Source organism: Brevundimonas sp., from assembly GCF_013912005.1.
Taxonomy (GTDB): domain Bacteria; phylum Pseudomonadota; class Alphaproteobacteria; order Caulobacterales; family Caulobacteraceae; genus Brevundimonas.
The window spans coordinates 62,721-82,483 of the sequence record NZ_JACESB010000011.1 but is presented as its reverse complement, the minus strand read 5'-3'; the positions used below and the strand labels follow the sequence as shown (position 1 = coordinate 82,483).

The following is a 19,763-nucleotide window of genomic DNA, read 5'->3' as shown; positions in this document are numbered from 1 at the left end:
CCCGAGGCCGAGATCACCAAGGCATTGGCCCCGGCCGCGCCCCTGCCGGGCCAGCGCGCCACCATCGCCCGCTTCCCCGGGGCCAATGCCTTGGTGATCTCGGCCTCGGGCGACACCCAGCGCATGCTGGCCGAGGTGATCCGACAGCTGGACCAGCGGCGCCAGCAGGTGCTGATCGAGGCGATCGTCGTCGAGCTGTCGGACAACGCCGTGCGCGAATTGGGCGTGCAGTGGCTGCTCGCCGGCGAGGACGGAAATCCGCTGGGCCTGACCAACTATTCCGACAGCGCCGCGCCGCTGGTCCCCATCGCCGGCGGCGTCGGGGCGGGCCAGCTGGACGAGGACGACCCGCTGCGGGAGCAGCTGCAGAACCTCGCCCTGAACAGCCTGCTGGGGGCCAACGGCTTCATCGGCGGCGGCGGCGGCCGCATCGGCGACGGCCTGTTCGGCTTCATCATCAATGCGGCCAAGACCGACGACGGCTCCAACCTGCTGCAGACCCCGTCGCTGATGACGCTGGACAACGAGGAGGCGACCATCCTGGTCGGCCAGGAGGTGCCGATCACCACGGGCGAGACGCTGCTGGACGGCAACTCCAATCCGTTTCGCACCACGCAGCGGCAGGACATCGGCGTGAAGCTGGTGGTGCGGCCGCAGATCAACGCCGGCGGTTCGATCACCCTGTTCCTGCGCCAGGAGGTGTCGAGCATCAACGGGGTGCTGACCGACGCGGCCACGGACCTGGTGCTGAACAAGCGCCAGTTGGAGACCACGCTGGTGGTCGACGACGGCGACATCGCCGTGGCCGGCGGGTTGCTCGACCAGAACGACCGCCTGGCGATCGACAAGGTGCCGGGGCTGGGCGACATCCCGGGGCTGGGGGCGCTGTTCCGGTCGACGAGCCGGCAGCGGGGCCGCACCAACCTGATGGTCTTCATCCGCCCGACCATCATCCGCAGCCAGGCCGACGCCCAGCAGCTGAGCGCCGATCGCTGGGGCTACATGCGCCAGCAGCAGCTGAACAATGCGCCCGACCGCGAGCCCGGGCTGGACGAGATGCTGCGCGAATACATGCGCACCCAGCCGCCGACCGCGCCGGCTCCCCTCGCGGCGCCGGGCGACATCGTCATCTCGCCGCTGCCGCCGGTCGGGGAATGAGGCGGCCATGATCACCGTGGTCAATCCGGACCTGCCCTACGGCTTCGCCAAGCGCCACGGCGTCGTGCTGCTGGACGCCGGCGAGGTGGCGGTGGTGGGGCTGCGGGAGGGGGCCGATCCCCTGGCCCTGGTCGAGGCGCGTCGCGCCCTTGGACGTCCGCTGCGGGTCGAGCGACTGGAGCAGGCCGCGTTCGATCGCCAGCTGTCGCGCGCCTACGCCGACGACAGCCTGCGCGCCGCGGGCGGCGATGACTTCGACGTGCCGTCGGGGCTCGACAGCCTGATCGAGGACATCCCCGCGGCCGAGGACCTTCTGGACAGCGCCGACGACGCGCCGGTGATCCGGCTGATCAACGGCATCATCGCCGAAGCCGTGCGCCTCGGCGCCTCCGACATCCACCTGGAGCCGTTCGAGAGCGCCCTGACGGTGCGCATGCGTGTCGACGGCGTCCTGCGCGAGGCCCATTCGCTGAGCCCGCGGATCACGCCGCTGCTGGTGTCGCGCATCAAGGTGATGGCGCGCCTGGACATCGCCGAGAAGCGCACGCCGCAGGACGGCCGCATCCCGCTGGCGCTGGGCGGCAAGTCGCTGGACGTGCGGGTTTCGACCCTGCCGTCCCGCGGAGGCGAGCGGGTGGTGCTGCGCATCCTCGACAAGGACCAGGCCGAGCTGCGGCTGGACCAGCTGGGCATGGCGCCGGACGCGCTGGAGGCCTTCCAGGCGGCGCTGCGCGAGCCCAACGGCATCATCCTCGTGACCGGTCCCACCGGCTCGGGCAAGACCACGTCGCTGTACGCCGGCCTGTCGCTGCTGAACGACGCCACGCGCAACATCCTGACCGTCGAGGACCCGGTCGAGTACGCCATCGACGGGGTGGGCCAGACCCAGGTGAACGCCAGGGTGGGAATGACCTTCGCCGCCGGGCTGCGGGCCATCCTGCGCCAGGACCCTGATGTGGTGATGGTCGGGGAGATCCGGGACGTGGAGACGGCGGCGATCGCCGTCCAGGCCTCGTTGACCGGCCACCTGGTGCTGTCGACGGTGCACACCAACGACGCGGTCGGCGCCGTGACGCGGCTGCGCGACATGGGCGTGGAGCCCTTCCTGCTCGCTTCGACCCTGCGGCTGGTGGTGGCGCAGCGGCTGGTGCGCCGGCTGTGCGGCGAGTGCCGGCAGGCGGAGTCCGCCGATCCGGCCACGGCGCGGCTGGCGGGCGTGCCGGTCGGGCAGACGGTGTGGCGGGCGCACGGCTGCGCCCACTGCAACCACACCGGCTATGTCGGCCGGGCCGGCCTCTACGAGGTGATCCGCGTCGACGACCGGATCCGGCGACTGATCGCGGCCGAGGCCGGCGAGGAGGCCATCGTGGCCGCCGCCTTCGACCGCGGCGGAACCCTGTCGGAACGGGCCCGCGCGCTGGTCCAGGCCGGGGTCACCTCGGTCGAGGAGGCGGTGCGGGTGACGCGTCAGCAGGCGGACGAGGACGGCGGCCGGGCGGAAGCCGGGGCGGCGGCCTGATGGCGGTGTTCGACTATGTGGCGGCGGACGCCGGCGGCCGGACGGTGACCGGCACGCTGACGGCGGCGGACGAGGCGGCCGTGCGGGCGGCGCTGGGGCGCCGCCGGCTCCTGCCGCTGCAGGTCACGGCCGGCCAGGCGCGGGCCGCGTCGGGACCGAAGCGGGCGACGCGCGGGCTGCGGCTCGACTCCCGGACCCTCGCCCTGACCACGCGCCAGCTGGCCACCCTGGTGTCGGTCGCGCCGATCGAGGAGGCGCTGCGCAGCATCGCCCTGCAGGCCGAGCGGCCCATCGTCCGTCGGGTGCTGGACGGGGTGCACACCGGGGTGCTCGAGGGGCGGCGCCTGTCGGACGCCATGGGCCAGCAGGGCGCGGCCTTCCCGCCGCTGTACCGGGCCATGGTCGCGGCGGGAGAGGCGTCGGGCGCGCTGGGGCCGATCCTCGAGCGGCTGGCCGACGGTCTGGAGCGCGACCAGCAGGTGCGCGGCAAGGTGATCACGGCGCTGGTGTATCCGGCGGTGCTGGCGGTGGTCGCCCTGGGCGTGATCGCCGCGCTGATGACCTTCGTGGTGCCCAAGGTGGTCGACCAGTTCGACAGCATGAACCAGACCCTGCCGCTGCTGACGCGGCTGGTGATCGGGGTGTCCGGGCTGATGCGGGACTGGGGCTGGCTGGGCGTCCTGCTGGTCGTGCTGGCCGCCGCGGGGCTGGCGCTGGGCCTGCGCAATCCGGCCTTCCGCCTGCGGGTGGACACGGCCGTGCTGCGGCTGCCGGTGGTCGGGCGGCTGAGCCGCGACCTGCACGGGGCCCGGATGGCGCGGACGCTGTCGACCATGCTGGCGGCCGGCCTGCCGGTGCTGGAGGGGCTGACGATCACCGCCCGTACGGTCCACAACCGCGCCCTGCGCCAGGCCACCGAGCGCATGGCCGAGGCGGTGCGCGAAGGCGGCGGCCTGTCGGCGGCGATGCGGGTGGCGGGGGTGTTCCCGCCGATCCTCGTGCACATGACCGCCTCCGGCGAGAGCAGCGGCCGGCTGGAGCCGATGCTGGAACGCGCCGCCGACTACCTGGAGCGGGAGTTCTCGACCTTCACCGCGGTGATGCTCAGCCTGCTGGAGCCGGCGATCATCGTGGTCATGGGCGGCGTCGTGGCGCTCATCGTGCTCTCGATCCTGCTGCCTATCCTGCAGATCAACACCCTGGCCCTGAGTTGAAGGAGCCCGCCATGACCCAACCGAAACAGGCCGCCGCCGCCCGCCGCCGCAAGCGCGCCGGCTTCACCCTTGTCGAGCTGATGGTGGTCATCGTCATCATCGGCCTGCTGGCCACGGTGGTGGCGATCAACGTCCTGCCCAGCCAGGACAAGGCCATGGTCGGCAAGGCGCGGGCGGACATCGCCGTGCTGGAGCAGGCGCTGGAGACCTACCGGCTCGACAACCTGACCTTCCCCGAGGACTCCCAGGGGCTGCAGGCGCTGGTCGCCGCGCCGTCCGGCCTGGCCCGACCCGAGCGCTACCGGCAGGGCGGCTACGTCCGCCGCCTGCCCGAGGACCCGTGGGGCAATCCCTACCAGTACCGCCGCAACAGCGCGCACGGCGGCCAGTTCGACGTCTGGTCCTTCGGGGCCGACGGCCGGGAAGGGGGCGAGGGCGATGACGCCGACCTCGGCAACTGGCAGGTCTGAGCCCCGGGCCGGCTTCACCCTCGTGGAGCTGCTGATGACGGTGGCCATCATCGGCCTCGCCGCCGGGGCCGTGGTGCTGACGATGCCCGACCCCCGCCCCTCGGCCGGCGAGGATGCGGAGCGGTTCGCCGCCCGCCTGCAGCGCGCGCGGGAGGAGGCGATCCTGACCAACCGCACCGTCGCCGTGGAGGCGACGGCGGCCGGTTACGCCTTTTCGGTGTTCGACGGGGCCGGCTGGTCGCCGCTGGCCGAAGGCCCGTTCCGCGCCGAGCGGTGGAGCGACGGCGTGACCGCCGCCCCGGTCGAGCCGCCGCTGCGCGTGAGCTTCGATCCGACCGGCGCGGCCGAGCCGGCGCAGCTGGCGCTGACGCGCGACGGCCGCGGCGTGCGCGTGGCCGTGGACGGGGCCGGCGAGGTGTCGATCAATGATTGATTGCAGGCGGGACGGCTTCAGCCTCGTCGAGCTGCTCGTGGCGCTGGCCGTGTTCAGCCTCGCGGCCATGGCCCTGCTCAACCTCACGGGCGAGAGCACGCGGTCGGCGGCGCGGGTGGCGGACCGGACCCTGGGCGGGGTGGTGGCGGAGAACCTGGCGGTGGAGGCGGCGATCGCGCCGGCCCTCGCCGAGGGCGTCACCGACGGCGCGGCGACCCTCGCCGACCGGCCCTGGCGCTGGACTCGGACGGTGGCCGCCACCGACGATCCGCGCCTGCTGCGCGTGGACATCCGCGTGTCGACGGACGAGGGACTGGCCGCGGACCGCACCCTGTTCGTGGAGCGGGCGCCATGAGCGGCGGCGACCGGGCCGGTTTCACCCTCGTCGAGGTGCTGGTGTCGCTGGCGATCTTCGCCCTGCTGGCGGCCGCGGGGACGGCCGTGCTGGCGCGTTCGATCGACACGCGCTTCGCGGTCAAGGCGGCGACGGAGCGCACCGCCGACCTGCAGCGCCTGCGCAGCCTGCTGCGGGCGGATATCGGACAGGCGGCCCCGCGCCGCGCCCGCGGACCGACGGGCCGGCCGATGCCGCAGCCGATGACCGGCGCCGGCGCGCCGGGCGAGCCGGTGCTGACCCTCGTCCGGGCCGGCTGGAGCAATCCCGGCGAGCGGCCGCGCCCCTCCCTGCAGCGGGTCGAGTACCGGCTGGTCGACGGCCGCCTGGAGCGCCGGGTGTCGGGCCATCTCGACGGCAGCCGCCCGGGACCGCCGCAGGTGCTGTACCGGGGGGTGCGCGACCTGTCGGTCAGCTTCGTACGCGACGGGGCCGAGGCGCCGGCCTATCTGACCACCCCGGAGCGGCCGCTGCCCGACGCCGTGCGGTTGCGCATGACGCTGGAGGGCTTCGGTCCGATGGATCAGCTGTTCCTGGTCGGCGGCGTCTGATGGCCGGGCGGCGACAGCGCGATCGCGAGGGCATGGCGCTGCTGACGGTGCTGCTGCTGGTGGCGGTGATGGCGGCGGTGGCGGCGGCCCTGCTGGACGACGTGCGCTTCTCCGTGCGGCGGACCAGCAACGTCGAGCGGCAGGCCCAGGCCCAGTGGTACGCCGCCGGGGCGGAGCTTCTGGCCCGACGCGAGATCGGCCGCCTGGTCGCCGCCGATCCGGCGCGCACCCCGGTGCAGCCGCAGTGGAACGGGCGTCGGCTCGACTTTCCGCTGGAGGACGGCGCGCTCAGCGCCGTGGTCGCCGACGGCCAGGCCTGCTTCAACCTGAACAGCGTGGTGCAGGGCATCGGCGAGGACCTGACGGCGCGGCCGGAGGGGGTGGCGCAGTTCCTCGCGCTCGGCCGCGCGGTCGGGGCGCCGGAGAGCCGGATGCGCGCCGTGGCCGACGCCCTGGTCGACTGGATGGACGCCGATTCCGAGCCGCGGCCCCTCGGCGCCGAGGACGGCGCCTACGCCGGCCTGGCGGAGCCGTACCGGACCGCCGGGGTGATGCTGGCCGAGGTCAGCGAGCTGAGGGCGGTGCAGGGCATGGACCCCGCCCTGTACCGGCGCCTGCGACCCTGGCTGTGCGCCCTGCCGACCACCCGGCCCGCGATGCTGAACGTCAACACCCTGAGCCCGGCCCAGGCGCCGCTGCTGGTGATGCTCGCGGACGGCGCCCTGCCGGCGGCGGAGGCGCGGCGGCTGATCGAGCGCCGCCCGGCCGCCGGCTGGCGGGATGTGGCCGCCTTCCGCGCCGATCCCGGGGCGGCGGCGCTGCCGACGGCGGCGGACGAGCAGCTGACCGTCCAGACCCGCTTCTTCGAGGTGCGCATCGACGTCGAGCTCGCCGGCCTGCGGGCCGTGCGCACCGCCCTTCTGCACGCGCCCGGCGACGGCGCGGTGCGCACTGTCATCCAGCGCTGGACTCCCGACGAATGAAGCCGATCCGCCTGATCCTGATCCCGGCGCACAGCGCCGATCCCGCCCCCTGGCTGGTGGTCGGCGAGGACGGGCGCGTGCGCGATCGCGGCCTGCTGGACGCCGAACGCCCGCTTGCGCTGGAGCCGATGCGCACCGTCGCCGTCGCACCGGGCGCGGACGTCACCGTGCGCTGGCTGGAGCTGCCGCCGGGATCGCCGGCGCAGGTGCGGGCCGCCGCGGCCTGGGCCCTGCGCGAGACCGTCGCCGCGCCGGGCGACCGGCTGGTCGTCGCCGTGGGGGAGGCGCCGCCGCCGGGCGAGCCGCGGCTGACGGCGGTGGTCAGCCGTCCGCTGCTGCAGGCGTGGGTGGATCATCTGGAGAGCCTCGGCGCCGCCCCGGACGTGGTGCTGCCCGACGTGCTGACGGTGCCGGAGCCGGAGGACGAGGGGGCGCTGAACGCCGTGACCTTTGACGGCAGCCTGGCCCTGAGGGGCCGCCGCTTCGCCGCCGCGGTCCAGCCGGAGCTGGCGGAGCTGGTGGCCGGCGGGCGGACGATCACGCCGGTGGCCGAGCCCGCCGCGGTCGAGCAGGGGCTGATCGCCGCCGCGCGGCGGCCGCCGCTGAACCTGCTCGACGGGCTTCGCGCCGGCAAGCGACCGGCGGGGAGCTGGCGCCGGGCGGCGGCGCTCGCGGCGGCGGTGGCGGTCTCGCCGCTGGCGCTGCTGCTGGCCGGCGCGCTCCGCGACGACATGGCGGCGGAGCGGATGCGGGCGGAGACCCGCGAGGCGATCGCGGCGCGCATCCCGGCGCTGGCCGACTCGCCCGATCCGGCCGCCGACCTGCGCCGGCAGGCGGGCGTCGCGCCGCCGCCCGGCGGCGTGAGCGCGGCGGCCGCCGCCCTGTTCGCGGCCGTGGAGCGGGTCGAGGGAGCCGAACTCGACATTCTGATCGCCGATCCGGGCGAGGGGGTGAAGGCGACGGTCAGCCATCCGGCCTACGGGGACATCGAGGCCCTGCGCGCCGCGATGATCGAGGCGGGGATGTCGGTGACCGTCACCGGCACCGCGGACGACGCCGGCCGGGTGGTCAGCGACATCACCATAGGAGCCCTGTGATGGAGATGCGGCTTCCGGCGCCGGCGGCGCAGTGGTGGGAGGGGCGGACGCTGCGCGAGCGGCGTCTGCTGGTGGTGATGGCGGCGCTGTTCGTCGCCACGGCGGCGTGGCTGGGTCTCGTGCGGCCGCTGATGGACTGGCGCTCGGCGGCCGCGGAGCGCCGGGCCGAGGCGACGGTCGAGGCCGCCGCGGCCCGGCGGGACCTCGCGCGACTGGCGCCGGAGACGTCGGGGCCCCGCCGGGCCGGGGCGGAGGGGCTGGAGCCGCTGGTGCGGCGCACGGCCGAGGCCGCGGGGCTGGCCGCCGATCTGTCGATGGGTCCGGACGGGGGACTGGCCTTCCGCGTCGCCTCCGTCCCCAGCGGGACGGGCTTCGCCTGGCTGTCGGCGCTGGAAGCCGACCATGGCCTGCGGATCTGTCGCCTCGGCGTGGTCGAGAACGCCGACGCCACGGTCAATCTCGAGGGCGGGATTCGCGACGGGGCCTGCGAGACGGGGGACGCCACGGCCTGATCAGGCGCCGGAGGGCCCGCCCGTCGTCTCCTGCAGCACCCGACCGACGGCGGCGGTCAGGTCCGCCTCGGTGAAGGGCTTGGCCAGCCTGGGCAGGACCGGCCCCGTCTCCGACAGGTGCGCGTAGCCGGTGATCAGGAGCACCGGCAGCCCCGGATGCTGCGACCGCGCCTCGCGGGCGAGGACGCGGCCGTCCATCCCCGGCATCGCATAGTCGGTGATCAGCACGTCGGGGCGCACGCCCTGACCGAGGATGCCGGTCGCCGAAAGCCCGGAACTGGCCTCGATCACCGCCGCGCCCGCGCCGGTCAGCATGGACGCCGTGGCGGCGCGCACCAGATCCTCGTCGTCGACCAGCAGGATGGTCAGCCCGTCGAGACGCGCGGGCTGCACCCGGGCGGCCGGCGCGACGCCGCGGTACAGGGCCGCGTCCACGGCCGGGAAGCTGAGCGTCGCCGTCGTCCCCTCGCCGGGCCGGCTCTCAAGGCGGAAGCCGCCGCCGGACTGGAGCGCCAGCCCCTGCACCGACGACAGGCCCAGACCGGTGCCCTTGCCGACCTGCTTGGTGGTGAAGAAGGGTTCGACGGCCCGCTCCAGCACCTCGGGGGCCATGCCCGAGCCGGTGTCGACCGCCGCCAGGTGGATCCAGTCGGGCTCGCCGGCCAGCGGGCGCGAGTCGCGCCACGCCCGGAAGTCGAGCCGGCCGCCGGCCGGCATGGCGTCGCGGGCGTTCACCGCGAGGTTGAGCACAGCGAGCTCCAGCTGGTGCGGATCCACCCGCACGAACAGTCCGGCCTCGCAGCGGACGTCGAGCTCGATCTGCGGCCCCAGGGAGCGGCGGATCAGATCGGTCATGCCGTCGAGGAGCAGCTGCAGGTCGACGACGCGCGGCTCGAGGTGCTGGCGGCGCGAGAAAGAGAGCAGCCGCTGGACGAGGGTCCGGGCCCGCTCCGCCGCCTGCAGGCCGCCGGTGGCGAGGGTCCGCAGCCGCTCGTCCCCTTCCGCCCGCCGCACCGTCAGTTCGAGCGCGCCCACGATCGGGGTCAGCAGGTTGTTGAAGTCATGGGCGACGCCGCCGGTCAGCTGCCCGATGGTCTCCATCTTCTGCGACTGGAGCAGGGCGGCCTGGGCCTCGGTGCGCCGCGCCACCTCATCGTCGACCCGCGCCTCAAGCGACGCGTTCAGCCGCCGCAGTTCCGACTCCGACCGCGCCCGCTCGACGTGGGCCCAGGACCGTTCCGTGACCTCGGTGATCAGGGCCAGCTCACGCTCGGTCCACACGCGGGGCGCGCGGTCGTGAATGGCCATCAGGGCGGTGAGCCGGCCGGCCTTGACCAGCGGCATGCAGATGGTGGCGGCGATGCCGATGTCCTGGAAGGTCTTCGCCTCCTCCGGGGCCAGTTCGCGCAGGTTGTCGTTGACGATCAACGGCCGCCCCGCCCCGAGCTCCTGCACCGCCAGACGGCCGAAGTCGGCGAGGCGGTAATGGCCGACGATGCTGGGCGACCCCGGAGCGGCCCAGTCGCCGCGGATGGTGAAGCCGTCCTGGTCCGCATCCATGTCGGCGTAGGCGCAGTTCGAGAGGCCGAGGTGCTGGGCGACCATCCGGGTGGTGGTGGCGAGAATGGCGTCGGCGCTGGTCTCCGCGGCCACGGCCTGGCCGAGATCGTCGAGGAACCGCAGCCGCGCCTCGCTCTCGGCGACGGCGCGCTCGGCGATGCGGGCGGCGGTGATGTCGCGGACCAGCGCATAGAACCCGGACGGCGACCCGTCCGAAGCGTGGCGGGGGGCGTAGTCGACGCGCACTTCGCGCGCCCCCTCGGCGTAGGGCAGGCGGCTTTCGAAGGCGAGCGCCTCGCCGGCCAGCGCCCGCTGGATGTACGGCTCCACCCGCTCATAGGCGGCTTCGCCGACGACTTCACGGATGGTCCGCCCCACGACGGGCCGGTCGCCGAACCAGCCGGCGTAGGCGCGGTTGACGAAGCGGTACCGTTCGTCGGCGCCGACCCAGGCGACGAGGGCGGGGATGGCGTCGATCAGCTGTCGCAGATCGGCGGCTGCGTCAGGACTCCCGGCGGGCGTTTCGGCTTCTTCGCGCAGGAGGGCCCCCGGACTTTCAACTCGTCACCACAACGCGCCGTCGGGCAAGGCGTTGCCGCGCCGCCCGGCTGCCCGGGCGACCTACCAGCTCCGGGACAGGGAGAGAAACAGCACCCGCCCGCGGGGATCCGCCACCGCGGGGTCGTAGCCGAGGGCGAACTGCGCCAGCGGCGGTTTCTCGTCGGCGAGATTGCGCACGCCGAGGGCGAGGGAGACGCCGCGCGACAGCTCGACCTCCCCGACCAGATCGAAGGTGAGCCAGGCGTCGATGTCGGGGTCGGTGACGCCGGCGCGGTCGTTCCGGTAGCCCGATACGTAGTGGGCGAGAGCGTCGGCCGACCAGCGACCGCCCGACCAGCCGACGCCGGCCTCGCCCCGCACGCGCGGGAGCGAACGGCCGATGTTGGACAGGTTGGTCGAGCCGACGCCGGAGACGACCGGACCCGCGGCGTCCAGGCGGATGTCGTAGGCGTGGACGTAGGTCCAGTCGGTCGAGGCCCGGATCGCGCCCAGCCGCGTCGCGCGGTCCACGCGCAGGCTGAAGTCGAGCCCGCTGGTGCGGATCGAGGCGGCGTTGATGAAGTCGAGCTCGACGAGGCTGAGCGCGCCGGTGGCGTCGCGGTGGACACGTCGCTGCGCCTCCGTGCCGACCCGGCCGGCGAGGTCGTCGGCCCGCGCCTGGTCGATCAGCGGCTGGGCCGGGGCCTTCACCACGAGGTCGTCGTAGGCGAAGCGCCAGCCGTCGAGCGCGGCGGTCACGCCGGCGAAGGGCGTCCAGACCGCCCCCAGCGTCCAGGTCCGGGAGCGCTCCGGCTTCAGCCCGCGATCGCCGCGGGTGACCGTGTTGACGAAGACGAAGGCGCCGCCGTCGAGGACGGAGGGCTGCGAGGCCTGCGCGCCGTCGCGGACGTAGATCGACGGCGAGCGGAAGCCCTCGGCCCAGGACGCCCGCAGCGTCAGATCGGCGGCCGGCCGCCAGGCGACGGCGAGCTTGGGGCTGAGCGACTCCGCGCCGGCCTCCCGCTCATAGCGGGCCCCGAGCTGCGCCTCGACGCGCTCGCCGAGCGCCAGCCGCGCCTCGCCGAAGGCGGCCGCGGCCGTCTGCGAGCCGCTGAAGTCGGGTGACAGGCCCGCGGTCAGCAGTTCGCCGGCGTTGGCGAGCTCGCTCCAGTCCTGACGGAAGGCGGTGCGGCGGGTCTGGACCCCGAAGGCGAGGTCGAGCGCGCCCCAGCCGCCCTCGGCCGCCGGCCCGGCGACCAGGGCGTCGAAGGTGGCGAGGCTGGAGGATCCGCGCAGGCCGGTGGAGCCGGTCAGGTCGCGGATCAGCTCCGGCGAATTGGCCGTGCCCGTGCCGAGGACGGCGCTGCCGAACGGGTTGAACCACTGGCAGGGGCCCTGGCCCGGCACACCCGTGGCCGGGTCGCAGTCGCGGCCGCCGAGGCCGCGCAGGGCGTTCTCCAGCGCGCTGCGGATCACGTCCGGCTTGTCATAGGCCACGGTCTGGCGGCTGAAGGCGGCGGCGAGGCTCCAGGTCCATCCGCCCCCGGCGGGACCGTCCAGCTCGGCCGCGGCGCGGCGCGTCTCATAGCCGAAAGTCGCCGTCGACGCCCCGGCCTCGGCCCCGAGGAGGCGGCCGCGGAACACCACGTCCTCGCCGAACGGATTGTCCGGATGGCCGGCGGGCACGGTCGGCGAGCCGGCGAGGATCGGCAGGGACGGCGACTGGCGCACCGTGACGTCGGTGACCGCCCGGCCGGCCTGGAGACCCAGGCGGACGCCCTCCGCCACCGGTCCGCGCCAGCTGGCGTACAGCTGGGTGCGGTCCTCCTCGGGCGCGAGGTCGAAGAAGTCGGAGTAGTCCAGCCGGCAGAAGGGATCGGCGGGCGAGGTGCGGAAGGCCTTGTCGAAGGCGGGCTCGTCGCAGTCCGGGTCGGGGGCGAAGCCGCCGGTCGATGGCCGGAAATACGAGCCGGGCTGGCCGTAGCTGGTCACCGCCGACCAGGGGGCGAAGCCGTGGGTCGCGGCCTGGGTGAAGGCGCGGTCGTCGCTGCCGAGGGAGTCCCGGTGGAAGGCGGCGCCGGCCACCACGAGGTCGCCGCCCAGCCAGCGCCCGCCAGCGATCGCCTCCAGCGTCGTTTCGGCGGAGCCGTCGGCGGCCCCGTGGCGCAGCCGGACCTCTCCGCCCTGCACCCGCCGCCGGGTGACGAAGTTGACCACCCCCGCCACGGCGTCCGAGCCGTAGGTGGCGGAGGCGCCCTCCTTGAGGATGTCGATGCGTTCGATGGCGATCAGCGGGACGAGCGAGCTGACGTCGACGAAGGTCGATCCGTCGGTCGCCGTGACCGCGCTGACCGCCTGGCGGCGGCCGTCGACGAGGACGAGGGTGGAGCCGAGCCCGAGATTGCGCAGGTTGAACTGGGCCGTGCCGGAGCTCTGCGGCGCGTTCAGTTGGTCGACCTGCCACTCGGAGCCGGAGTTCGCCGGCGACAGGGCGACGAGGGCCGACGCCTCGAGCACCCCGCGACGCTCCAGATCGCCACGGGTCACGATCTCCATCGGCGCAGGCGTGTCGCGGCGGGGGATGAGCGAGCCGGTGACCACCACCTCGTCGAGGCGGGCGGGATCGCCGGCGGCGGACTGGGCGTGCGCCGGGGAATAAAACCCGCCGCAGACAGCGAGAGAGAGCAAGGAGAGTGTGCTGAACGGCGGTCGCATGGCGTGGTCCATGTCCGACTTCGTCCCGGAGCGCAATCTGCAGCCCGGCGGAGCCCCGGCTTGCGTTCAGACCCCGCCGCCGCCCGGCGAGGCGCGGAGCACGGCGGCCAGAAGCTCGTCCGCGAGGGCGGGGGAGGGGGGCGGATCTCCCTGCCGGACCACGACCAGCCGGCGGGACGGGACGACCAGCAGCATCTGCCCGCCGGCGCCGAGCGCCGCCACCGTGTCGGACGGCGCCGAGGGAAAGCGCAGGCTGTCGCCACGACCGAAGGCGTCCTTCCCCGGCCGGCTGTTGAGCCACCAGAGCAGGCCGTACGACGGGTTCAGCGCCTGCGACGGGACCAGCAGGGCGTGCAGGCTGTCGGCGCCGAGCAGGCGGCCGCCCTCGCTCCGCCCCCCGTCCAGCACCAGCCGGCCGAAGCGGGCCAGATCCCGCGCCGTCGAGACGGCGCTGTAGTAGTTGACCACGGGCCCGCGCGGACCGGTTCCGGGCGAGGTGATCCATGTCGTGTGATTCATCCCGAGGGGGCCGAACAGCCGTCGCCGGGCGAACGCCTCCACCGTCTCCCCCGTCGCGGCGGCGAGGATGTGGAACAGCAGGTGGTAGGCGGCCGTGTTGTAGGCCCAGCGCGCGCCCGGCGGGTGGCGCAGGGGCGCGGCGGCGTTGAGGGCGAACTGGTCGCCGGCGACGTTGCGGAGCGCCAGACCCCTGTCGTCGAGGCCCGAGGTCATGCTCATCAGGTGGCGCAGGGTGATCCCGGCGCGCGCATCCTCACGCCAGGCGGGGATGAAGGCGGCGGCGGGCTGATCCAGGCCGGCGAGGGCGCCGTCCTCCGCCGCCATGGCGACCAGGACGGCGACGAAGCTCTTGGCGACCGAGGCGACCTCGCGCGGGCGCTCCGGTCCCCAGCCCGCGGCGTAGCGCTCGATCCGGGTCTCGCCGTCCCGCCTTGCGAGGAAGCCGGAGCTCGCCTGGGCGATGGCCAGCTCCGCCGCCGCCTGCAGCCCGCCCTCGTCGGCCAGACCCCGCCCGGGGCCGCTGACGCAGCCGGTCAGCAGGGCGGCGGCTCCGCCCAGCATCCCGCGGCGCGAGGGGGTCGGTCGGCGCATGCTCAGGAGGTCCGGGTCCCATGGGCCGCGGCGCTCGCGACCTCGCGCTGGGCCTGGGTGAAGCCGTAGTCCGGGGCGATCGACCCGGCCGGATCGGAGACGGCCTCCCAGGCGGCGCGGAGTCGCTCGCCCGCATCGTCGCCGCCGCCGATGTACTGGCCCGGCGTGAGGGTGATCCACGCGCGGGCGAAGTGGCCGGCCCCGGCGCAGACGATGGCCCGCGTCGGCGCGTCCTCGACGACGAGCGGGAGCAGGGCCGGGCTGACCAGCGCCGGATCGAGCTGCTGCAGCGCCTCGTCGGGGAGGATGCCGGCGGTCATGCCCGTCGCCGCCGTGGGCGCGAGGCTGTTGACGCGGATGTCGTACTTCTCCCCCTCGATGGCCAGCGTCTGCATCAGACCGACCAGCGCCATCTTGGCGGCCCCGTAGTTGGCCTGGCCGAAGTTGCCGTACAGGCCCGACGACGAGGTGGTCATGACGATGCGGCCGTAGCGCTGCTCGCGCATCAGCTCCCACACCGCCTTGGTGCAGATGGCCGCCCCCATCAGGTGGACGTCGACGACCAGCCGGAAGTCGTCCAGGCTCATCTTGGCGAAGCTCTTGTCGCGGAGGATGCCGGCGTTGTTGACGAGGATGTCGACCCGGCCCCAGGAGGCGACCGCCCCCTCCACCATGGCCGCCATCGCCGCCTCGTCGGTGACCGAGCCGGCCGCGGCCATGGCCTCGCCGCCCGCCTGCCGGATCTCCTCCGCCACCTGCGCCGCCGCCGCCTCGCCAAGGTCGTTGACGACGACCCGGGCGCCCTGCCGGGCGAGGTAGAGGGCGTGCTGACGGCCCAGTCCGCCGCCCGCCCCCGTGATGATGGCGATCCGCCCTGCGAGGCTCATTCCGTGTCTCCGTGTGTTGGTGGTGTGGTCGGGCCGGGCCCGGAGGTCAGGCGTCTGCGGACCGTGCGCCCTGCGCCCCCGGCGCCGCAGGGTCGGTTCGGTTGTCAGCAAGCGCCATGGTCAACCCTCGAACGCATCTTGTCGATCTTGCCGGTCGCAGCCAGCGGCATGCGCTCCAGCCGGATCACTCCACCGGGAAACCACCACGGAGCGACCCTTCCGCGCAACGGGGCGAGGATGTCATCGTCGGAAGCGCCGTCCCGGTCGCGGGGCCGGATGACCAGCACCGGCCCTTCGCCCCACCCGGAATCCGGCCGCCCGATCGCCGCGGCAAGGGAAGCCGGAGGGGGGCCGGTCACGACCGCCTCGATCTCCGCGGGGCCGATCCACGCCCGGGTGAGCAAATATCACGCACGGGGCGCCTGATCGTTCGGCGCGGCGCGCCCGGCGGCGGGCGAGGAACGAACCCGATGCAGGGCTGTTCAGCCGGACGGACGAGGATGCCCCGTGAGCCTTTTGCAGACGATCCCCGCCGCGCGCGCCTCGGCCCCGCCCCTGATCGACCGTCCGGGCCGGGAGCTGGAGCGGACGCACGTCTCTGCCGGCGACGGGCTGTCCCTGGCCTTCGCCGGCCTCGGGGCGGGGACGCCGGTCGTGCTGATCCACGGCGTTCTGACCTGCCTTGAGGACATGATCATCGCGCTGGGCGGGACGTTGGCGTCCCGGTACAGGGTTCTCGCCTTCGACCGCCCCGGATGCGGGCGCAGCGCCTCGCGCCGGTTCGTGGACGCCGGCTTCTGGCGCCAGGCGCGGGCGCTGAACAGGGCGCTGCAGGCGATGGAGGTTCAGCGGCCGGTTCTCGTCGGCCACTCGTTCGGCGCCTCGGTCGCCCTGGCCATGGCCCTGGACCGGCCGGAGCGGGTCGGCGGCGTCGTCGCCATTGCGCCGCTGGGACGCCCGGAGATTCGCCTCGAGCACGCTCTGTTCGGCCCGAGGGCGACGCCCTTCGTCGGCGACCTGATCGGCCTGGGCGCGCGCGAAACGACCGACCGCTCCCTGCTCCCCCTGCTCTGGCGGGCCATGTACCTGCCCCAGGAGATGCCGCGGGAGGTGGAGACGGAGTTTCCCTTCGCCCTCGCAGGCCGAAGCGATTGCGGGATCAGGATCGGCGAGGACGCCCTGGCGGCGGGGCCGGATCTGGTCAGATTGCTGGCGGCGGCCCCGCGGTGCACGGTTCCCGTCCGCATCCTGGGTGGAGATCGCGATCTGGTCGTTCGCAACGGCCAGAACGGGCGGCTCCTCGCCGCCCTGATGCCGGAGGCGCGGTTCGTCGACCTGCCCGGCCTCGGCCACATGGCCCACCACTTCGCCGCTCAGGACGTCGCCGCAGCCGTCGACGAGCTCGCCGCCGCGAGCCGGGGCTGAGGGACGCCTGGCGCCAGGCAGGCGCCGGCTCAAGCAGGGGGGCTCCGCCTCCACCACGCTGCTGCGAGGACCGGCAGGACGATCAGGGTCAGCAGCGTGGCCGTCGTGAGACCTCCGATCACCACCGTCGCCAGCGGCTTCTGAACCTCGGCGCCCGCGCCGGCGGCGAAGGCCATCGGCACGAACCCGAGCACGGCGACCAGCGCCGTGGTCAGGACGGCGCGGAGGCGGCTGACCGCGCCGTCGAGCGCGGCCCGCGCCGGCTCCACGCCTCCGGCCGTGCGCTGCCGGATCGCCTGCATCAGAACCAGGCCGTTCAGGGTCGCAACCCCGGAGACGGCGATGAAGCCGACTGCGGCGCTGATCGACAAGGGCATGCCGCGCAGGGCCAGAGCAAGGGCGCCGCCGACGAGGGCCAGCGGCACCCCGGCGAACACCAGCACCGCGTCACGCCAACTGCCCAGCGCCATCCACAACAGCCCGCCGATGGTCAGGAAGACGAGCGGCACGATCAGCCCCAGCCGCGCCGAGGCGCGCTGCAGGTTCTCGAACTGGCCGCCCCATTCGATCCATCCGGACGGCGGCGGCTGGACCTGTTCGGCGACCCTGGCCTGCGCCTCGGCGACGAAGCCGCCAAGGTCGCGACCGCGCACGTTCGCCTGCACGATCATCCGCCGCTTGCCGTTGGAGCGGCTGATCTGGTTCGGACCCTCGGCCACGTCGAAGCGGGCGACCGAGGAAAGGGGCACGGTCGGCGCACCGGCCTCGGCGTTCTCTGACATGACCGGCAGCTGCTCCATGGCGATGGGATCGTTGCGGAGGTCTTGGCCCAGCCGGACGACGACGTCGAACCGTCTGTCGCCCTCATTGACCTGTCCTGCGGCCCGACCGGCGAGAGCGATAGCCAGGGCGTCAGCCGCGTCCGAGGCATGCACCCCGTGCGCCGCCGCGACGGTCCGGTCCACGCTCGCCGTGATCGTGGGCTGGCCGGAGATCTGTTCGACCCTGACGTCGGCGGCGCCCTCGATGCCGTTCAACACAGCCGCCACCTGCCGGGCGGTCCGGTCCATGGCCGGGAAGTCGTCGCCATAGATCATCACCGCCACGTCGGAACGGACCCCGGCGATCAGCTCGTTGAACCGCATCTCGATCGGCTGGGTGAATTCGTAGCTGGCCCCGAGCAGGGTCGAAAGCCGTCGCTCCATCCGGGCCACCAGTTCGCTCCTGGTCAGGGCCGGGTCCGGCCAGTCCTCGCGGTCCCTGAGGATGACGAAGGTGTCGGAGATCGAGGGCGGCATCGGATCGGACGCCACCTCCGCCGTGCCGGTGCGGGTGAAGACGCGCGCCACCTCCGGCATGGCCTTGAGGGTCGTCTCGACGCGGAACTGCATGGCCTGGCTCTGTTCGAGCGAGGTCGAGGGCACGCGCAGCGCCTGGACCAGAATATCCCCCTCGTCCAGTTCAGGCACGAACTCCCGCCCCAGCATCAGGAACGCGGCCAGCCCCGCCAGCAGGGCGACGCCCGCCCCCGCCATGACGATCCGGGGTCGGGCGATCGCCGCCGCGAGCAAGGGCGCGTACCTCGCCCTGGCCGCCCGCGTGAGACGCGTCTCCTCGTGATCGGCCTTCGGCTCCCGCACGATCAGCGCGGCCATCGCCGGCACGAAGGTGAAGCTGAGGACGAAGGCCGCTCCCAGGGCCAGCATGACGGTCGCGGCCATCGGTCCGAACATCTTGCCCTCCACTCCCTCGAACATCAGCAGCGGGGCGTAGACCAGCAGGATGATCGCCTGTCCGAAGGCCGCCGGCCGCGCCATCTCGCGCGCCGAGGCGGCCGCGACCGACAGCCGTTCGGCCGCGGTCAGCGCGCGCCCCGCCTCGCTGCGCCGGAGGCCGAGCCGGCGCATGGTGTTCTCGATGACCACCACCGCCCCGTCCACGATCAGGCCGAAGTCCAGGGCGCCGAGGCTCAGCAGATTGGCGCTGATCCCGAACCGGTTCATCGCCGACGCCGCGAACAGGAAGCTCAGCGGGATGACCAGCGCCGTTATGACGGCGGCCCGGACGGCGCCCAGCGCGAGGAACAGAACCGCCACGACCAGCAGGGCGCCGAGGGCGAGGTTGTGCTCCACGGTCCGGATCGTCGCCTCGACCAGGTCCGTGCGGTCCAGTTCGGGGCGGAGGACGACGCCGGGCGGGAGGCTGGCCTTGATCGACTCGAGCCGTTCGCCGACCCGGTGGGCGACCTCGCGGGAGTTCTCGCCCTGGAGCATCAGGGCGGTGCCGACGACGGTCTCGCGGCCGTCGGCGCTGGCGGAGCCAAGACGGGGCGCGCGGCCGATCTCGACCGTGGCGACGTCGGAGACGCGGATCACCTGTCCGCCGCGGTTCAGGATCGGCGTCTGGGCGAGGTCCTCCAGACTCTTCAGCCGGGCGTCGGCGCGGACGATATAGGCCTCTCCGGCGCGATTGACGTAGCCGGCGCCCGCGATGCGGTTGGCGTGCTCCAGCGCCTCGACCAGCTGAACCAGCCCGACGCCGTAGGCCGCGAGGCGGCCGGGATCGGGATGGACGGCGTATTCCTTCACATAGCCGCCCAGCACATCGACGCCGGCGACGCCGGGGACGGTCTTGAGCTGGGGCGCCACGATCCAGTCCTGGACCGTGCGGAGGTAGGTGGCCTTCTCCGCATCGGTGACCAGCCGCTCGCCTTCGGCGGTCACATAGGGGACGCCGGACCGGGCGGCGGCGCCGGTGAAGTCGAGCGTCCAGATGTAGACCTCGCCCAGACCCGTCACGACCGGGCCCATGGACGGCGACAGGCCCTCCGGCAGATCCTCGCGCGCCGCTTGCACCCTTTCGTTGACCAGGTTGCGGGCGAAGTAGATGTCGGTCCGGTCGGTGAAGACGGCGGTGACCTGGGAGAAGCCGTGCCGCGACAGGGAGCGGGTTTCGACCAGGCCGGGCAGCCCGGCCAGTTCGGTCTCCAGCGGGAAGGTGACCTGACGTTCCACCTCTTCCGGGCCGAGAGCCGGGGCGACGGTGGTGATCTGGACCTGGCGGTTGGTGATGTCCGGCACAGCGTCGATCGGCAGGCGCAGGAGCTCGCGTCCGCCCAGAATCGCCAGAACGACGGCCAGCCCGACGACGAACCAGCGGAAGCGGACGGAGCTGTCGATGATACGGTCCAGCATG

17 protein-coding genes are annotated in these 19,763 nt (G+C 73.8%); 11 read left to right on the top strand and 6 right to left on the bottom strand.

Going from position 1 to position 19,763, the window contains the following annotated elements; genetic code table 11:
* From H2038_RS09360 to gspM, 10 genes are all read left to right on the top strand, one after another.
* Positions 1-1,158: secretin N-terminal domain-containing protein (locus H2038_RS09360; protein ID WP_292112079.1), on the top strand; the 1,158-nt coding region annotated here is incomplete at its 5' end.
* A 7-nt stretch (positions 1,159-1,165) separates the two neighbouring features.
* Complete coding sequence (gene gspE / locus H2038_RS09355; protein WP_292112076.1) at positions 1,166-2,677, top strand: type II secretion system ATPase GspE; 1,512 nt, start codon at positions 1,166-1,168, stop codon at positions 2,675-2,677.
* A complete protein-coding gene (gspF, locus tag H2038_RS09350) occupies positions 2,677-3,891 on the top strand; it encodes a type II secretion system inner membrane protein GspF (RefSeq protein ID WP_292112074.1) in 1,215 nt (404 codons plus the stop codon). The genes gspE and gspF overlap by 1 nt, the downstream gene beginning before the upstream one ends.
* 11 nt (positions 3,892-3,902) lie before the next feature.
* Complete coding sequence (gspG, locus tag H2038_RS09345; RefSeq protein ID WP_292112071.1) at positions 3,903-4,361, top strand: type II secretion system major pseudopilin GspG; 459 nt, start codon at positions 3,903-3,905, stop codon at positions 4,359-4,361.
* Positions 4,330-4,794, top strand: a complete 465-nt coding sequence (locus H2038_RS09340) for a GspH/FimT family pseudopilin (RefSeq protein ID WP_292112069.1) — start codon at positions 4,330-4,332, stop codon at positions 4,792-4,794. Before gspG ends, H2038_RS09340 begins: the two co-directional genes overlap by 32 nt.
* Positions 4,787-5,149: a type II secretion system minor pseudopilin GspI gene (gspI, locus tag H2038_RS09335; RefSeq protein ID WP_292112066.1), complete on the top strand. Its 363-nt coding sequence runs from the start codon at positions 4,787-4,789 to the stop codon at positions 5,147-5,149. The genes H2038_RS09340 and gspI overlap by 8 nt, the downstream gene beginning before the upstream one ends.
* Positions 5,146-5,739: a type II secretion system minor pseudopilin GspJ gene (gspJ, locus tag H2038_RS09330; RefSeq protein ID WP_292112064.1), complete on the top strand. Its 594-nt coding sequence runs from the start codon at positions 5,146-5,148 to the stop codon at positions 5,737-5,739. The genes gspI and gspJ overlap by 4 nt, the downstream gene beginning before the upstream one ends.
* Positions 5,739-6,722: a type II secretion system minor pseudopilin GspK gene (gene gspK / locus H2038_RS09325; RefSeq protein ID WP_292112063.1), complete on the top strand. Its 984-nt coding sequence runs from the start codon at positions 5,739-5,741 to the stop codon at positions 6,720-6,722. The genes gspJ and gspK overlap by 1 nt, the downstream gene beginning before the upstream one ends.
* Positions 6,719-7,819, top strand: coding sequence for a type II secretion system protein GspL (gene gspL, locus H2038_RS09320; RefSeq protein ID WP_292112061.1), 1,101 nt, complete (start codon positions 6,719-6,721; stop codon positions 7,817-7,819). Before gspK ends, gspL begins: the two co-directional genes overlap by 4 nt.
* A complete protein-coding gene (gene gspM, locus H2038_RS09315; protein WP_292112060.1) occupies positions 7,819-8,331 on the top strand; it encodes a type II secretion system protein GspM in 513 nt (170 codons plus the stop codon). The genes gspL and gspM overlap by 1 nt, the downstream gene beginning before the upstream one ends.
* On the opposite strand, the gene H2038_RS09310 is transcribed toward gspM, so the two are convergent.
* From H2038_RS09310 to H2038_RS09290, 5 genes are all read right to left on the bottom strand, one after another.
* Complete coding sequence (locus H2038_RS09310) at positions 8,332-10,368, bottom strand: ATP-binding protein (RefSeq protein ID WP_292112086.1); 2,037 nt, start codon at positions 10,366-10,368, stop codon at positions 8,332-8,334. It lies immediately after the preceding gene.
* 144 nt (positions 10,369-10,512) lie between these two features.
* Positions 10,513-13,119 (bottom strand): TonB-dependent receptor, encoded by a 2,607-nt coding sequence (locus H2038_RS09305; RefSeq protein ID WP_292112057.1) that lies wholly within the window; start codon positions 13,117-13,119, stop codon positions 10,513-10,515.
* Between the two features lie 93 nt (positions 13,120-13,212).
* Positions 13,213-14,256: a serine hydrolase gene (locus H2038_RS09300; RefSeq protein WP_292112055.1), complete on the bottom strand. Its 1,044-nt coding sequence runs from the start codon at positions 14,254-14,256 to the stop codon at positions 13,213-13,215.
* 2 nt (positions 14,257-14,258) lie between these two features.
* A complete protein-coding gene (locus tag H2038_RS09295; protein WP_292112053.1) occupies positions 14,259-15,143 on the bottom strand; it encodes an SDR family NAD(P)-dependent oxidoreductase in 885 nt (294 codons plus the stop codon).
* A gap of 104 nt (positions 15,144-15,247) precedes the next feature.
* On the bottom strand, positions 15,248-15,547 hold the full coding sequence (locus H2038_RS09290) for a hypothetical protein (RefSeq protein WP_292112052.1): 300 nt from the start codon (positions 15,545-15,547) through the stop codon (positions 15,248-15,250).
* A 103-nt stretch (positions 15,548-15,650) separates the two neighbouring features.
* Between H2038_RS09290 and H2038_RS09285 the strand changes: the two genes are divergently transcribed.
* Positions 15,651-16,568 carry an alpha/beta hydrolase gene (locus tag H2038_RS09285; RefSeq protein WP_292112049.1) on the top strand — a complete coding sequence of 306 codons (918 nt, stop codon included), beginning with the start codon at positions 15,651-15,653 and terminating at the stop codon, positions 16,566-16,568.
* 29 nt (positions 16,569-16,597) lie between these two features.
* Here H2038_RS09285 and H2038_RS09280 read toward each other — a convergent pair whose 3' ends face one another.
* Positions 16,598-19,762 carry a CusA/CzcA family heavy metal efflux RND transporter gene (locus H2038_RS09280; protein ID WP_292112045.1) on the bottom strand — a complete coding sequence of 1,055 codons (3,165 nt, stop codon included), beginning with the start codon at positions 19,760-19,762 and terminating at the stop codon, positions 16,598-16,600.
* Position 19,763 lies beyond the last annotated feature (1 nt).

What these genes read in the sequence shown, in the direction of transcription:
- gspJ (WP_292112064.1), top strand. Translation starts at nt 5,146, where the DNA reads ATGAGCGGCGGCGACCGGGCCGGTTTCACCCTCGTCGAGGTGCTGGTG.
- gspG (WP_292112071.1), top strand. Translation starts at nt 3,903, where the DNA reads ATGACCCAACCGAAACAGGCCGCCGCCGCCCGCCGCCGCAAGCGCGCC.
- gspI (WP_292112066.1), top strand. Translation starts at nt 4,787, where the DNA reads ATGATTGATTGCAGGCGGGACGGCTTCAGCCTCGTCGAGCTGCTCGTG.
- gspF (WP_292112074.1), top strand. Translation starts at nt 2,677, where the DNA reads ATGGCGGTGTTCGACTATGTGGCGGCGGACGCCGGCGGCCGGACGGTG.
- gspM (WP_292112060.1), top strand. Translation starts at nt 7,819, where the DNA reads ATGGAGATGCGGCTTCCGGCGCCGGCGGCGCAGTGGTGGGAGGGGCGG.
- H2038_RS09295 (WP_292112053.1), bottom strand. Translation starts at nt 15,143, where the DNA reads ATGAGCCTCGCAGGGCGGATCGCCATCATCACGGGGGCGGGCGGCGGA.
- gspL (WP_292112061.1), top strand. Translation starts at nt 6,719, where the DNA reads ATGAAGCCGATCCGCCTGATCCTGATCCCGGCGCACAGCGCCGATCCC.
- H2038_RS09280 (WP_292112045.1), bottom strand. Translation starts at nt 19,762, where the DNA reads ATGCTGGACCGTATCATCGACAGCTCCGTCCGCTTCCGCTGGTTCGTC.
- gspK (WP_292112063.1), top strand. Translation starts at nt 5,739, where the DNA reads ATGGCCGGGCGGCGACAGCGCGATCGCGAGGGCATGGCGCTGCTGACG.
- H2038_RS09300 (WP_292112055.1), bottom strand. Translation starts at nt 14,256, where the DNA reads ATGCGCCGACCGACCCCCTCGCGCCGCGGGATGCTGGGCGGAGCCGCC.
- gspE (WP_292112076.1), top strand. Translation starts at nt 1,166, where the DNA reads ATGATCACCGTGGTCAATCCGGACCTGCCCTACGGCTTCGCCAAGCGC.
- H2038_RS09340 (WP_292112069.1), top strand. Translation starts at nt 4,330, where the DNA reads ATGACGCCGACCTCGGCAACTGGCAGGTCTGAGCCCCGGGCCGGCTTC.